Source organism: Pseudanabaena mucicola FACHB-723, from assembly GCF_014696385.1.
Classification (GTDB): Bacteria; Cyanobacteriota; Cyanobacteriia; order Pseudanabaenales; family Pseudanabaenaceae; genus Pseudanabaena.
In genome coordinates, this window is the sequence record NZ_JACJQB010000025.1 from 38,851 (window position 1) to 53,498 (window position 14,648).

A 14,648-nucleotide genomic window follows, 5' to 3' on the forward strand; every position below is an offset into this window, starting at 1 on the left:
ATTTATACCGAAGGTCTAAAACAATGAAAAAACAAGACATCGAAACTCAAGATAATCTCTATATAGGCGGCACTAGGTACGGGGCGATCGCTCTGTATCTACAATTCCTAGCAAATCGTAGTAGATTAAAACCACAAGAGTCAGGCTTTTCATTGTTAGAGTCATTGATTGCGGTAGCCGTTGTCAGCATTTTGATCGTGGCGATCGCGCCGATGATAGCCCTCTCTACCTCCGCAAGAATTAATGCCAGACGTATCGATCAGGCAACTCAAGCCGCAAGATCCTATGTGGATGCAGTGCGTGGCGGCGTGATTGACACAGTCGCATTTCCTACCAATTTGATTAGAAATACCCCCAATGCTCAAGGGCAGTACACATTTGAGGCGATCGCCCCACCCACTAACGTTCCAACCCTTGCGGCCAGTTCTACCTGTAGCCAAGTCAATACAGCAGTTTTGGGGAGTGCCGCCGTACTGGGAACTTGCGTAGATGTTAATGCTAATGGTTTCTCTGTAAATGATCCACAGGACTTATTCATTCAACCAATGCGGAGTGGTCCGACTGATCCAAGCGAGTTAAGAGGGCAAGGGTATTGGTTGGCAGTAAGAGTTTATCGCAGTGACGCTCTGACCAGTGCTAGTGCAATTAGAACAGGTACTGAAGAGAGCTGTAACTCAGGGGCAAATGCAACTGCTTTCTCTAGCACTAGTTCGATCACCTGCCCAATTGTAACCATCCGATCGCAGATTCCCCCTGTGGGAAGCTCGATTAATATCAATGAGGTCAGCAAAGGTATTGGCTCAAATTAATTTGGAAATCCATAATTCACGCTAACAATTATGAAAAGCCCATTCTGCAAAATAGTTAAATTCTGGCAAAGGGCAATTTTGCGATCGCCCAAAAGATCAAACATCAAGGGCAATCGCCATAAGCGATTAGCCTTTGGTTTTACGCTGATTGAGTTACTCGTGGCGGCTTTGATTGCGTCTTTACTGGTTTCTGTTTTGCTGGGCTTTTTGCTCGGTGTGTTAGATAGCGATCGCAAAGAAACTGCAAAGTCTAACGCCCAAGAAGAATTGCAAGCTGCAATTAGTTATATTTCTGACGACTTACAAGAAGCAATCTATATCTATGGCGCTGATGCCCTCGCCAGCATTAACAGTCAGTTACCTCACACTCAAACTACTGACCCAAGTGGTGATTGCAACCCAACTACTAATACTTGTACGCCAGTTTTAGTCTTTTGGAAAAGATACAATTACAATCCAAATGCTGAGGCAAATTACACGGCTCCAACCGCACCAACCACAAAACAATACATTGGCTGTATGCCCTATGAAGATAGCAATCCCGCTTCAGTTTTGACAGCTTGTCGAGCTTCAGAGACTAAATTTGGGCGCGATACTTACACTTACTCCCTAGTTGCTTACTACCTCAAAAATGATACGAATTTGGGTGGTTCTGTCTGGTCCAATACAGCCCGAATTTTGCGATGGGAGCTTAAAGATGGCTACGTGGCTTATTGTGCTGCTGGAGGAGCAATTACTAAATCGACTACAGGCTTGCCAGTAAGTCCAGCAGGCTGTCCTGCGGTAGCAAAGCTAAGTACGAGAGCTAACTCCACACTGCTACCTATTACATCTCAAGTTGACTCCAATGTTTACTTCATCGCTCCTGACAAAGGGTTTGCCCGTCCAGATTTCTCTAGTGCTGGCACTTTGTCAAGTCTAGCGGCAGGTTGGAGAAAATACGATGACTTCAGTTTTAGCACCAACCCATTTGTAACGTTAGTAGATTTTATGGATGACACTGCTTACAACGTCAACCAAGGTGGCGATAACCTTGCTAGCGCAGCAAGCAGTGCTACGACTGACTCAGCAATTAAAATCCCCATTGGTAAAAATGTGTCGATTGCAGGACTACCAAGCACTAACCCCAATTGTGACGATCCCTCCGTTGGCGTTGGCAATACTAACCCTGCAACGACAACTAATCCGTCAGGCACTGTGACTCAGCGAGTACCTGCCGACTTTTCAGACGCAACTAGTAACCCTGCGAGGTTAACAAGCTTCTATGCCTGTGTCGCTCCTGAGAATGTAACGGTGAGACTATTTATGAGGGGAAATGCGATCGCTCGTTTAGCAACCCCAGCAGTTGATCGCACTGCTCGTCAGCCAACAACCAACAATCTTTCATTTTTCCCGACTGCCGATGTCCGAGCCTTTGGGCGTAGCGCTGTGGGCTTGAAGACTAGATAAATTTATAGGGTAATTGTAAAAAGCAATGAAAAGAAATAGAAAACAACGCGATCGTTACAGTTTAGGCTTCACTCTTATTGAAGTTCTAGTGGTGATGATTATTGTTGGTATCTTGAGTGCGATCGCCGCCCCATCTTGGCTAGGTTTTGTCAATAATCAACGGATTAATTCTTCTCAAACTAAAATTTTTCAAGCCATTAAAGTTGCTCAGTCAGATGCAAAAGTTCGTAAGGTAAATAATGCTACGGGCAGGACTAAAATTACTTTTACATTTCCTGCAAGTGGAGATCCTACATTCAAGTTAGATAATGTTCGTGCTAACAGTGGTCAAGAACAGAGGCTAGAATCAGGAGTAATAATTGCTTCAGTGACTAAAGGGAATATAACTGCTAATCCCGCCGATCCACCACCTCCTGCAAATGTACTTCCTAGCCCTGTTGCTATTGAATTTGATTCTCGGGGGTTTTTAGTTGACGGAAGCAATCTTCCTATATGTATTAATCTATCCAACGATACTACTGCGAATAAAAAAGCCAAAAAGTGGATTAAAATTCAGACCATTCTTGGTGCTGTTACCACAGGAGCCGTGGAATCAGAGCAGAGTATTTGTGGAAAAACATAAAAACAATCTAAAAATCATAGAGAAGTATGATCGGGCGTAAAAAGATCTATCGTCTATATCGTCAAGGCATTATTGGGCGCAGATATTTACAGCGAGCAATGATTGGCTTTACCCTGATCGAAGTTTTAGTTGTCATGGCAATGATTGGCATCTTGGCAGCCATCGCTGCACCATCTTGGCAAGCATTCGCCAATAATCAAAGGATTAACTCAGCCCAGAGTATAGCTTTTAGCAGTTTACGACTAGCCCAAAGCAATGCTAAACGCACTCAAAATATATGGCAAGCAACTTTTAGAAATACCCCCACGTTTGCTCAATATGCTGTACATCCTGCACCTCCTTCAAGCATGAATGCAGCCGATTGGAATAACTTGCCTTGGCAAAACTTTGATGAAGGGGTCAGAATTGTCGAAAATACCGAAGCCCCGCCAAGAACAACTCTAACAAAACTAACTATTCCTGAGCCAGATGTATACCGCATCCAGTTTAAATCTCAAGGTAATCCCAATGGTTTAGGCGAGTTAGGAAGAATTACCTTTGGAACCAGCTCTGGCAATAATAGAAAATGTGTAATTGTCTCCACATTACTAGGCTCATTACGACTAGCCGAAAATTCGGCATGTAACTAAACGTTTAGGAAAAAGATGGGGAAATTTACTTTTTTCGAGTTCGAGGTGGCGGAATCACGGTGTCAATGGATAAGTCCTCACTGAGCAGATAATTAGCGGCTTTTTCACTGATGACCATGGCTTTAGAAATTTGCGATCGCGCCGTACTGTTGGCGGGCAAATAAAGTTGAATAATTTTGCGCTTAATTAAGGGTGATGTGGCGCAGAGAGAGTTACGAGCATTACGCCATTCCGCATCGGAGCGACAGAATAGGCGCAAGGCAAGATCAACGGTGGGCTGTCGGCAATTGGTTTCATCATTGTTGAGGAAGGAATAGAGCTTTTCATAGCGGCGGCTGATTTCGGGTGCGATGCAAAGAACCAGCAGATCGCGCTCAAAAAGCCCTAATTCTAGGCGATTGCAAAGGGTGGGAATGGCAAGCCGAATATTTTGTTCTTGGCTAGCTTGAATGCGATCGCCATAACGACCGAGGGGATGGATAATCGGTGTTTTTGGGGCAACACTGCCACCTTTGGCGGGATCGATGGCAATAAACCCCTTCCACCAATGACTCGTAGCCCGATCGGCTGCATTTCTGGCAACCCGTTCAATTTCTTGATTGCTTTGACGTTGTTTCGATAGCGATCGCATTAATATGCGATCGAGCCATGCCAGCTCGGCTTTGAGATATGACCAATTGTCCGCAAAGGGTTGTGCCTTAGGCAAAGCAGGGACTTCACCTGTTTCTGCAATCATGCTACGCCTCGGCGTAATGTCCCCCGAATAAATACAGCCACGAATATACCAAAGCTCAATAATGCGATCGCAGATGTCAAAATGGTCATGCTGCCCCAAGGCGCGGTAAATACGACGCTATCCCATGCCCATGTGCTGTGGCTATAGACATAGCGAATTGGCTCAATTGCCCAAGAGAGTGGGTTGAGGCTCGCGATCCATTGTAACCAAGTGGGCATAAATGCAAGGGGGGCAAGGGCGGTGCTAGAGAACATCAGGGGCAAATTTACTAGGAAAATAAAGGCAAGCATTTCTTGGTGACCGGGCATCGCAAAGGCTAGCCCTAAGCTCAACATGGTGAAGTCAACGATCAGCAGAGTCAAGATCAGCGACATCACCGCTAAGCCTGTCACACTCGGTAAACCTGCGCCCATCAGTCCACTGACGGAGACGATTGCTGCTGTTTGTACCATACTCAGGGCAATGATGAAAATGGCGGAGGCGGCGATGATCGAGAATCTGGATACAAGTGGGGCGACAAGGATGCGATTGAGAAATCCAAATTCACGATCAAATAGCATTGGCAGTCCTGAATTGAGGGCGCTACTGAAGGCGGTAAAGACAATTATTCCTGCTGCTAAAAACTGCACATAGGTCTGGTCATCGCCGACTAAGCCTTTGGGTAAACCACTAAATAGCGCCCCAAACAGTAGTAACCACATTAGGGGCTGCAATACACCTGCGATTAATGTGGTGGGGCGGCGACGTAGTTGGATAAACAGGCGGGTGGTTAGGGCTGTTACTTCTTGGCGAAAGTCCGCCGACCAAAAATTAGGGCTAGGATCTGCGGGTTGGATAATTTGCGGCGGCTCTGAGGTAGATAGCGGTGGGAGAGAGGTTTGGGTCATCGATGTATGTTAGCGAAAAAGTTCTATCTCTATTCTATTTGCCAAGTCCCAAATTATAGCCATAGCCATTTACGTTAGGACAAATCCAAACCCCAAAATAGAGTCGCGGTATTTCGCGCCGCAACTCTATTTTGGGGTTCACAATCCAGACCGGTAAATCACTGTGAATTTCTCCTATAATTTTTATAGGGTGCAGTTAACTATCGATAGCTGCTAATGCGAGGGATTTATGAACAGACATTATCAATACATTGCTCCAGTAGCGATGATGGCAATTATGGCTATTAGTGCGATTGCCCCAGCCTTCGCGCAGTCCATCCAGCCCCGTCGTGGGGACGCAGATCAGTTACGCCCTGCCCAAGGACAACCAATCTCGCCGACCAATCAGGATCAGTTTGCGCCTAACCAAGTACAACCTGATGCCAGTTTGCAAATTCAAAACATTGAGCTTGATACTGAGGAAATCCAGCCTGTAATTCCCGGAAATTACAACGCTTCACCGCAGAGGGTGAATAAGTCAGGAACTTTTAGTAGTGATCCTCTCAATGCGATTCTGATTTTCCAAGACACAAATACATCATCAAAAGGTAATTAAGTAGCTACTTAGTAATGTATTACAGAGAAAGCCTTGAGAACTCTGCTTCGCAGAGTTCTCAAGGCTTTCTCTGTTTTTTATCCAGCGCTTTGGGCTGTAGCCAAAAAATGACCCGTTGCTAAACCACAGGCGCGTTGGATGGGGAGTGATGCAGCGAAGTTCAAGGCGGCTTGTCTGGCGATTTCGCCTTCAATGGTGGTGGTTACGACTATATCTAAGCCAGCCTTAAGGGCAAGTGTCGCAGCATGGTGAGCAGTCAAAATCCCTCCTAATGCCATGGGTTTAAGGATGACCAGATCAGCAGCTTGGGTGTTAATCACCTGTTGCAATTGGGCAAGATTATTCACAGATTCATCGGCGGCAATAGGGATTGATTGCGATTGTTTTACCCTTGCCAGACCTGCTAAATCTGAAGCAATTACAGGTTGCTCGACATATTCGATGTCGAGGGCGGCAAGTTTTTGTAAATTTGCGATCGCAGTTTCCACATCCCAGCCCTGATTGGCATCAATGCGAATTTGGATCTGATTACCAACTTGCGAGCGCACTGCCGCTACGCGCTGCAAATCAGCTACAAAATCTTGAGTGCCGACCTTGATTTTGAGACACCGATAGCCTTGATTAATATATGCTTGAGCCTTGGCGGCGGCAAGTTGCGGACTAATTGCACCAATCACCGCATTGATTGCTACGTCTGGGTGAACTGTGCCACCAAAATGATTGACAAGTAATTGGGAAAGAGAAATATTTTGCCTTTGGGCTAGTAAGTTCAAGAGCGCTAACTCAACGCCATGCTTTGCCGCAGGATTGCGATCGCAATCTCTTAGTAAGCCTTCGATATCCTGTACATTGCCGATTTCGACATCAATTAGGGATTTTTGAAATTTGCTTAAAACCTCTGCTGTTTCCGCTAGTGATTCCATCCCAAAGCCATCGAGAGGGGCAGCTTCGCCTAAGCTCATATGATGATTGCGATCGAAAATTTTAATCACAAATCCTTCTCGATGGGAAAGAATACCCCGCGCCGTTTGCCAAGGTTCGCGAAAGGATAATCGATAGGGTTGAAAACTAACTGACTGAATAGCTAAATTCACAGGTAAAAATCACCATAAGTTATGCTGTCTGAACAAGGGGCTTAAGACCCTTGTCTGTATTTCACTAGCATGAAGGCTGCGAACAGTGGCTCAAAGCTACCTTTGCTGATGGCAGTGAAAGCACTTCTGAGATATTTAATTTCTGTCAAGACCTCGATGAGCCGATTGTTTTTGAATAAATACAGCACTGAAATCTTCTCTAGTTAAATAAAAAAGTGCCGCGCAGAGTGCGGCACTTTTTTATTTAACTTTTTTATTTAACTAGGGAGTTGACTCAAGCACGCGATCGATCAGACCATAGTCAAGAGCCTCTTGCGAAGACATGTAATAATCACGATTCATATCCCGCTCGATTTTCTCTAGGGGTTGCCCTGTGCGCTTGGCATATTCTTCATTCAACTTGTGCCGAATCCGAATAATTTCTCTCGCTTCAATCTCAATATCTGAAGCTTGACCACGAGTACCACCCGATGGCTGGTGAATCATAATTCTGGCATTGGGTAGGGCATAACGCTTGCCCTTAGTACCAGCCATCAGTAAGTATGAACCCATCGATGCAGCGAGTCCGACGCAAATTGTGGTTACCTCAGACTTGATATGTTGCATCGTATCGAATATCGCCAAACCTGCTGATACTGAACCACCAGGGGAGTTGATATACATGTAAATATCTTTATTCTGATCTTCAGAATCGAAGTACAGCAGGCGGGCAATGATTGAGTTTGCCATACCGTCCGACACTTCACCGCTCAGAAAAATAATCCGCTCCATTGACAGACGCTCGTAGATGCTAATCCACTGCGTATATGAGTCACCAGGATAGCGATAGGGAACTCTAGGAACACCGATAGGCATAGTTTTAGAATTAGTATTTGGTACTTGGGAATGGGCTTTTAGCTTTTAGCTTTTAGCTTTTAGCTTTTAGCTTTTAGCTTTTAGCTTTTGGCTCTTAGCTTTTAGATCTTGATGTTGGCTATGGAATTTGAAATCAACTGAGCTAACAGCTAATGGCTAACAGCTAACAGCTAACAACTAAACAAGGGCAGGAATGGCTTTAGGCAAGTCTTTTGTACTTTCAAGAACGCGATCGATAATGCCGTATTCTTTGGCTTGTTCTGGTGTCATATAGAACATGCGATCCATATCCTTGGTAATCACTTCAGGAGCCTTGCCTGTGTTGCGCGACAGGATTCTCAGCATCGCTTCACGGTTAGTTAGCACTTCCTTGGCTTGAATCTGCAAATCGGAAGCTTGACCTCTAGTTTGACGACGAGCTTGGTGAAGTACGATCGTGGCGTTGGGCAAACTGGCACGGAAGCCCTTAGTGCCGCTAGAGAGAATCATCGCTGCTGTTCCCATCGCTTGACCAAGGCAGATGGTATGCACTGGGGGCTTGATGTAGTTGAGGGTGTCGCAAATGGCAAATGCTTCAGTTTCAAAGCCGATCGCATCGCCTGTATACCAAGATGTCCCCGTGGAGTTGATATACAGAAAAATTGGTTTTTCGGGATCTTCGTATTGCAAATAGAGGAGTTGGGCGATGAGCAATTCTGTAACATCGACACCAAGCTGCTGTTTGTATTCGTCGGGTGATACAAGAGGCAACCCAAAGTAAATGATTCGCTCTTTTAGTAGCAGCGAAGGTAAGTCAGGCGGCGGTGTGCGTCCGTATGACGAATCCCCTGAATAGGCGGCTTGTGCGGCTTGGGGAACAGAGCGAGAAGGTCGATCCATGTTTATTCGTGTTAATGACACTAACACTGCTAGCTTATCACAGCGATCCCACTGCTATGGTTGCTCTAGGCAAGATTGAGGTGTGGTTAGCCGTCTACTGCGATCGCAATTAAATTTCTTATTATTTGCAATTCATAAATCACGGCAAAATAACAGAATTAAATCTATATAAACTATAGCTTTCAGTCATGAAAACCTATCAGCCTAGTAATATTGCGCCATCACAGGGTGTGGCAATTCTGGCAGCATCTTCGCTAGTGTCAGGAGCAGCGATCGGCGGAGCCACAGCATTCGTCAGCAAGTTTATTTACTTTATTGTGTTGTTTCCGATTGGTATGGGGTTTGCGACGGGTGCAGTATTGGGATTTGCGGTCAAAAAAGGCAAAATTCGCAATCCTGTCACGGCGCTAGGACTCGGTATTCTTGGGGGGGTAGTTGCCTATGGGGCTTTGATGTATGGGCAGTACATGAATTTTCAGGATGAAACTGAACGGATCATGGCAACTGAATATCAAATTACGGATCAGCAAAAAGCAAAGGAAGGGATTGAGACTTTTTTAAAGGAAGAAACTGGCTCGTCTGGTTTTGTTGGCTTCTTGAAATTGGCGGCGAAGGAAGGGACAAGCATTAGTCGCGGCAGCAGTAAAATTAAGCTGAATGAAACCTTTACCTATTTGCTATGGTTGATTGAGTTGGGCATTGTGGGCTTTTTGGCAGCTTCGATTCCTTTTGGGGCGGCAGGTGAACCGTTTAATGAAGAAGGCAATGAATGGTATGGCGACAAGAAATTAGTGGGTAGCGCTCCCGCAGAGTCTCAGGATGAACTGATTCGCTTGCTGAATATGGATGATATGGCAGGTGCGGCGGCGCTATTGTCGAGTCAGCCTGATTTGCCGATGCCGAGGATTGATGTTTATGCTCAGTCCTGTGAGGCTGTCCCCTATAGTGACTCGGTGATTATTGTGAGTCGGGTTTCGACCAATGCTAAAAAACAGCAGGAATCTAAGGATCTTTTATCAGGGCTAGTCTCAGCATCACAGCGATCGCAACTTGTGCCGCAGATTGCAGACACAGCAACAGAGGCAGCACCAGAGGCTTAAAATTTAGCTACAGCCCGTTACGTTAAAACCGACCAAAACCCAAAATAGAGTTGCGGCGCTTCGCGCCGCAACTCTATTTTGGGTTCTTCATAGGAGAGGCTGTGCTTAGCACAGCTCTTCTTATTTAAACGGTGGGAATTGGGAAAGTTGCGCCTTGTTGATATGCCTCAAAATGCTGTTTGAAATATTGCCAAGATGTCATTTCTTCACCTTCAACTTTGGCTGGAGGCGCATCTTTAAATAGAGGTATGCGAGTTTCGATTTCTTTTTTAAGAATGTGTGGCAGCGCATCAAAATCTTTCACTTTCTTGCCAGAGGCACTATAAATCAGATTGCCCTCACGCTGTCCCATTTTCATCCAAGGTAACCATGGCCCCACTCGATGCCAAGATAGGGATAGTTTGGAGACAGTGGTGGTATCAGGACTTTCGAGATCGGCTAGGGGGACTGATAGCTTAAATAGCTCTGCGGCATTGTAGAGATCGCGATCGCAATATTCAGCAAATTTAGGATCATCAGCTAGGGGGTTGGGATAGTGAGCAAAGAGGTCAAAAACAAAGGTGGCAGTGTCGCCATCGACTTCGGCAGGAATATTGCGGCGAAAAGTGCCTTGAATGGGGCTATTAGCAACATGCATTACGGGCAACATCTCGCCAGTCCAAGGGTTTTGCCAATGGCGTTGAATCTTGCCAGTTTCAGGATCAAGGTATAAGTTCACCTCACGGGAGGCGAAGTCCCATACACCATCGCCTTTATCAATACACCTTGCGACATTCATACCCACGATTTGAAATAGTTTCCGTTTGGGTTGATCTGGTGTAAATGAATAGAGGTAGCCACTCCACCCCAAAAATGTCGGTGTGCCGTCGGTGGCACATCTGGTTTTGACAAATTGTGTAGCCGAAAATTCTCTCGTTTCTGCAAACATTGATTTTCTCGCTATTTTAGATTTTGATCACTTATCGCTAGCTTCAGTGTACAAAATTTAGGCAAAGTAAAAAATATATAAGCACCCCCATTTATGAAAATCGCTCTAGTCTGTACGTCAATTTTTTACTTTGGCAATAAAAAATTGTCTCGCTAGTTGTAATTAGATGATCTTCTGCCAGAGATGACCCACTTCAAGGATTAGTGTTGCAGCCCACACAAAGATGCTGATGCCAGCCGCAGCGGCGGCAATATCCTTGATAATACCAATTTGCATATCTTTTCGTGGTTGCACAAAATCACACAAAATTTCGATCGCACTATTTAATAGTTCTGCCACTAACATCATTCCTGTCGCCAGCAAAATCAAGGTGAAATCAACCCATTGCTGAAGAATAAATGACAAGAGAAAGACAGGAACTGACAAGACTAGTTTATAAGCAACACTAAAATCAGAGACTGCAAAATGAAGCCCTGAAAATATGATTTTTAACTTCCTTATGGGATCATATTTAGATTTTGGCAGTTTAGACATACATGCATAGACAAGGGATCTAGGGACAGTCAACCATATCTTAATCTCTAAGTGATAGCTAAAAAACGAAATGCTGTTTAATCACATCAAGTTTGCTACATTCCCAGTAATCAACATGGGAAATAATTAATTCGCGATCGCTTTCTCCATTGCCCCAAGTATCTGCAAATTTATTTACAGTCAGATCACTCCAACCTGTAACACTAATCCGAGGTTTCCAAGGTAAAGGTGCGTCCCAACTCATTGTCCAGCGAGCTTTGACGAGGTTGTCGGTGCGGGTGATGTCGTGCAGTTCTAGTTTGAGATTTTTAAACCAAAAGGTGATGAAGCCAATCATCTTTTGATATTGCTTGATGCCCCGAAAGTTATAGACAGGATCTTTAAAATAGACATCTTCGCTATAGATGCTATAGGTTTGCGCGGCGGGGAATTTGGCATAGTCCGCCTTAATGATGTCGAGAATATTAGGCTTTGATGTGGTCATTTTGCGATCATCTTTAAAAAAAATAAGTAAGTTTAGCTTTATGAAAATAGGATAAATCTAAATTTGATAGCGCCAAGCTCGAATTGCAAGATCAACAAACCAACTTAATTTATCAGTTTCTTGATTCTGAAACTCTTCCCACCAAACTTGAGAATTTTGGGAGACTAATTCTGGATAAAGGGCTTCAAAAACAGATCGGTTATTGTAAGCAAAACTTAGCTGTGCAAAGTATCCTTTACCAGTACACCATTTAGGCATACAATCTCTTCCATAAATTGAACTGTTTTTTTCAAAACTTGCGGATAGGTTTTCTCGTTCTTTTAAACTTATGCCACGAGTTGAAATCAATGCTACATATTCAACTTTACTCCCAAGTTTAAATAAATTTTCTGATTCAGAAAAAATGATTTCAAATCTCTTCGTTTTTACAGGATTACCTGTTGTGTAGTAATGACTCATCGCAGTATGTTTACTTGGAAGATGTAAGAAGAAAGAGATCTGTTTATCTGAAATGCAAATCTCAGACAGATTTTTACTGCCTGTCCTGTCACTTGTTGCATAAAAAACACGAGTACCCAAAGAGTTAACTATTTCTTTAACTTTAGGTTGAGCTAAAAATAGTTTTCTTAAATTCCAAAAATCGTCTCTATTTTTGTCAGAAATATTGTGCGTTAAAGCTGCTAAATTTGGTGCTGTTTCACGCATTTCACTCCATTTTGGAGCAGATTCGTATGATAATTCATCAGCTAATCCAGCAATTGAATATGGAATGTAATGATTGCGCCCTGATAGATGAAGAATCTTCTGTGAAACTGTGAAACTAAAAGTCAGCAGTGTGATGTTTAATTCAAACTTGCAAGCCTCCTTATCAGTGAGACTATCTTCATGAAATGAAGGTGCGATTGCAATTAAATCAATAGGAAGTGCATAATTAATTTGATCTGCAAATGGTCTCTGAGTAACAATTAATTTTCTATATCTTACTAACTGCCAGACAATCCCCCGATCCTCTTCATTTTTCAACTCAAGAAGAACTGCTTGATGCGTTTGTTTATGACGGCACAGCAAATCATAACGCTGAGTTTTTAGCCTGAATTGACGTTGAAGTAACTCTAAATCAGGAAAAAGCTCATCAAGATGATTTTCAACATATATTTCTAAATCTTCCTCTGATTGAAATCTTAGAGCATTAGCTGTGTAGGCAATTCTAGGTATTTTGTTCTCCCCATGACCAAAATACTTAGGCGTTATAGATTTTCTACGCGGAGCCATATTGAATAACAATTAGATTTTAAGATGTTAATTAGAAGATTATATTATAAATAAAGTTAAAATCCTATAAATTTTCGCGAATATCATAGATTATCATTGTTATCTATCAAAAATCATGATAAAGCTCAATTGTAATGATAATCTTGAAAATAAATTATAGGAGAATCTTATGTGGGCGAATGCGATCGCAGCTTACTTACATTACTTGAGCTTAGGTCTCATCTTTGCAGCTTTATCTACTGAATTGTTTACTCTCAAACAAGACCTAAGCAATCGTGATGGCTGGCGAATTCTCATTGCTGATACTATTTATGGCATCGCAGGAATTACGGTCTTAGTAACAGGAATTTTAAGATATTTATATTTTGAAAAAGGCGCAGATTACTATTCGCATCAGCCCGTTTTTTGGATCAAAATATCCCTATTTATTGTGGTTGGCTTATTGTCGCTATATCCCACAGTCTCATTCTTGATGTGGATTAAAAACCTTCGTGCGGAAAAGCCCCCAGAGGTCAGTCCAGAAAAAGTCAAAACCTTAAAAACAATCATTCACGTTGAGCTTGTGGGATTTAGTCTCATTCCTCTCCTTGCTTCCATGATGGCAAGAGGAATTACATTAGGCTTATAAACAAAGGGGACGCTTAGCGTCCCCTTTGTTTACGAAAGAGCATTCCTTAACATCGCTAACTTTTCAGGCAAAATGCGATAGTAAATCCAAGTGCCACGCCGATCTTTGGTGAGTAAACCTGCCTCATAGAGGACTTTGAGATGGTGACTAACGGTAGGCTGCGCTAATCCCAGAGTTTCCACTAATTCACAGGCACAAACTTCTTGACTAGGCTGAGCTGCAATCAAGCTCAAGATTTGTAAACGCGCAGGTTCCCCCAATACGCGAAAAATACTGGCTAAATAACTCGCATCGCTGGAGGTAAGACGACCTTCCAACAAGGGTGGACAACAGGTGATCAATTGATTTGAATTCATAAACTTATACTGCCATGAATCAAGCTGAAATAGCAAATATCGATTATCATAAATATTGATATTAGCTGATATTGAGTAAATCATGGCACATGTACAGCCAATTAAGAAACTCTCCCTACTCGATCGCTTTTTGACGCTGTGGATTTTTTTGGCGATGGCGGTAGGTGTGGCGATCGGTGTACTTTTTCCTGCGGTTGATCGGGTAATCAATCAGTTTCAAATTGGCACTACGAATATTGCGATTGCGATCGGTTTAATTTTGATGATGTATCCACCCTTTGCGAAAGTACGTTACGAAGAGTTAGGCGATGTCTTCCGCAATGGCAAAATTCTGGCTCTAAGTAGCTAAGCAAAATTAATTACATAAGTTGAACCAAAGTCTCGAAGAACTTTTTCAACATAAGAGACTAAACTTTCCCAAGATTCATATGCATTGAGTTCAATCCACTCATACTTCATGAAACGCCACAAAATTTCAATCAAGTTCAACTGGGGACTATAAGGGGGTAACTGGAAAATCTCAACTTGCTGGTTCTTCCACTGCTCTAATTTCTCTTGAATCAGTTGACTGGTATGAATAGAGGCTTTATCCATAACAATCACTGTTGGCTTGGTAGATTGACGAGCAAAGTCATCGATACAAGCGAGAATGACTGCACTGGTGATACTGCGTTCAAAAACATAAGCAGATAAGTCATTGTTTCGATTCATCAAACCCACGACATTTAACCTCTTACTGCGTTGACTGGGTAAGCTTAAACCCGTCCCTTTCTCTTGCCAAGCATAGGGAA

18 protein-coding genes and 1 pseudogene are annotated in these 14,648 nt (G+C 43.3%); 8 read left to right on the top strand and 11 right to left on the bottom strand.

Annotated elements, in window-relative coordinates; all coding sequences use genetic code 11:
• Positions 1-23 precede the first annotated feature (23 nt).
• From H6F41_RS12400 to H6F41_RS12415, 4 genes are read left to right on the top strand one after another with little or no spacing between them, the layout of a single operon-like run.
• Positions 24-809 (top strand): prepilin-type N-terminal cleavage/methylation domain-containing protein, encoded by a 786-nt coding sequence (locus H6F41_RS12400; RefSeq protein WP_190403791.1) that lies wholly within the window; start codon positions 24-26, stop codon positions 807-809.
• A gap of 30 nt (positions 810-839) precedes the next feature.
• Entirely contained in the window at positions 840-2,258 is a 1,419-nt protein-coding gene (locus H6F41_RS12405) for a prepilin-type N-terminal cleavage/methylation domain-containing protein (protein ID WP_190403792.1), read from the top strand.
• Between the two features lie 25 nt (positions 2,259-2,283).
• Complete coding sequence (locus H6F41_RS12410) at positions 2,284-2,880, top strand: pilus assembly FimT family protein (RefSeq protein WP_190403793.1); 597 nt, start codon at positions 2,284-2,286, stop codon at positions 2,878-2,880.
• Positions 2,881-2,906: 26 nt separating this feature from the next.
• A complete protein-coding gene (locus tag H6F41_RS12415) occupies positions 2,907-3,509 on the top strand; it encodes a type II secretion system protein (RefSeq protein WP_190403794.1) in 603 nt (200 codons plus the stop codon).
• A 25-nt stretch (positions 3,510-3,534) separates the two neighbouring features.
• Here H6F41_RS12415 and H6F41_RS12420 read toward each other — a convergent pair whose 3' ends face one another.
• Together H6F41_RS12420 and H6F41_RS12425 are read right to left on the bottom strand one after the other, a co-directional pair.
• Positions 3,535-4,245 carry a hypothetical protein gene (locus tag H6F41_RS12420; protein ID WP_190403795.1) on the bottom strand — a complete coding sequence of 237 codons (711 nt, stop codon included), beginning with the start codon at positions 4,243-4,245 and terminating at the stop codon, positions 3,535-3,537.
• Positions 4,242-5,132, bottom strand: coding sequence for an ABC transporter permease (locus H6F41_RS12425; protein WP_190403796.1), 891 nt, complete (start codon positions 5,130-5,132; stop codon positions 4,242-4,244). The genes H6F41_RS12420 and H6F41_RS12425 overlap by 4 nt, the downstream gene beginning before the upstream one ends.
• 229 nt (positions 5,133-5,361) lie before the next feature.
• Here H6F41_RS12425 and H6F41_RS12430 point away from each other — a divergent pair, with 229 nt between their 5' ends.
• A complete protein-coding gene (locus H6F41_RS12430; protein WP_190403797.1) occupies positions 5,362-5,727 on the top strand; it encodes a hypothetical protein in 366 nt (121 codons plus the stop codon).
• Positions 5,728-5,804: 77 nt separating this feature from the next.
• On the opposite strand, the gene menC is transcribed toward H6F41_RS12430, so the two are convergent.
• The 3 genes from menC to H6F41_RS12445 all read right to left on the bottom strand — a co-directional run bounded on the left by menC (position 5,805) and on the right by H6F41_RS12445 (position 8,555).
• On the bottom strand, positions 5,805-6,821 hold the full coding sequence (gene menC, locus H6F41_RS12435; protein ID WP_190403798.1) for an o-succinylbenzoate synthase: 1,017 nt from the start codon (positions 6,819-6,821) through the stop codon (positions 5,805-5,807).
• Positions 6,822-7,082: 261 nt separating this feature from the next.
• Positions 7,083-7,676, bottom strand: a complete 594-nt coding sequence (locus tag H6F41_RS12440) for an ATP-dependent Clp protease proteolytic subunit (RefSeq protein ID WP_199288761.1) — start codon at positions 7,674-7,676, stop codon at positions 7,083-7,085.
• 177 nt (positions 7,677-7,853) lie between these two features.
• Positions 7,854-8,555 (bottom strand): ATP-dependent Clp protease proteolytic subunit, encoded by a 702-nt coding sequence (locus H6F41_RS12445; protein WP_190403799.1) that lies wholly within the window; start codon positions 8,553-8,555, stop codon positions 7,854-7,856.
• A gap of 188 nt (positions 8,556-8,743) precedes the next feature.
• On the opposite strand from H6F41_RS12445, the gene H6F41_RS12450 reads away from it, so the two are divergent.
• Positions 8,744-9,655: a hypothetical protein gene (locus tag H6F41_RS12450; protein ID WP_190403800.1), complete on the top strand. Its 912-nt coding sequence runs from the start codon at positions 8,744-8,746 to the stop codon at positions 9,653-9,655.
• A gap of 124 nt (positions 9,656-9,779) precedes the next feature.
• Here the strand turns inward: H6F41_RS12450 and H6F41_RS12455 are convergent, their stop codons facing one another.
• The 4 genes from H6F41_RS12455 to H6F41_RS12470 form a co-directional block, all read right to left on the bottom strand.
• A complete protein-coding gene (locus tag H6F41_RS12455; RefSeq protein ID WP_190403801.1) occupies positions 9,780-10,583 on the bottom strand; it encodes a DUF1838 domain-containing protein in 804 nt (267 codons plus the stop codon).
• A 162-nt stretch (positions 10,584-10,745) separates the two neighbouring features.
• Entirely contained in the window at positions 10,746-11,117 is a 372-nt protein-coding gene (locus H6F41_RS12460; protein WP_190403802.1) for a diacylglycerol kinase, read from the bottom strand.
• A 58-nt stretch (positions 11,118-11,175) separates the two neighbouring features.
• Positions 11,176-11,601 carry a DUF2358 domain-containing protein gene (locus H6F41_RS12465; RefSeq protein ID WP_190403803.1) on the bottom strand — a complete coding sequence of 142 codons (426 nt, stop codon included), beginning with the start codon at positions 11,599-11,601 and terminating at the stop codon, positions 11,176-11,178.
• Between the two features lie 57 nt (positions 11,602-11,658).
• A complete protein-coding gene (locus H6F41_RS12470) occupies positions 11,659-12,873 on the bottom strand; it encodes a PDDEXK family nuclease (protein WP_190403804.1) in 1,215 nt (404 codons plus the stop codon).
• Positions 12,874-13,042: 169 nt separating this feature from the next.
• Here H6F41_RS12470 and H6F41_RS12475 point away from each other — a divergent pair, with 169 nt between their 5' ends.
• The gene (locus H6F41_RS12475) at positions 13,043-13,501 is read left to right on the top strand and encodes a DUF2214 family protein (protein ID WP_190403805.1); all 459 of its coding nucleotides are present in this window, start codon (positions 13,043-13,045) and stop codon (positions 13,499-13,501) included.
• Positions 13,502-13,530: 29 nt separating this feature from the next.
• On the opposite strand, the gene H6F41_RS12480 is transcribed toward H6F41_RS12475, so the two are convergent.
• Positions 13,531-13,857, bottom strand: a complete 327-nt coding sequence (locus H6F41_RS12480; RefSeq protein WP_190403806.1) for an ArsR/SmtB family transcription factor — start codon at positions 13,855-13,857, stop codon at positions 13,531-13,533.
• Between the two features lie 82 nt (positions 13,858-13,939).
• Here H6F41_RS12480 and H6F41_RS12485 point away from each other — a divergent pair.
• Positions 13,940-14,200, top strand: a pseudogene (locus tag H6F41_RS12485) (arsenic resistance protein); the annotation flags it as partial.
• Positions 14,201-14,202: 2 nt separating this feature from the next.
• Here H6F41_RS12485 and H6F41_RS12490 read toward each other — a convergent pair.
• Positions 14,203-14,648, bottom strand: a 446-nt coding sequence (locus tag H6F41_RS12490; protein WP_190401965.1) for an IS630 family transposase, incomplete at its 5' end; no start/stop codon positions are given.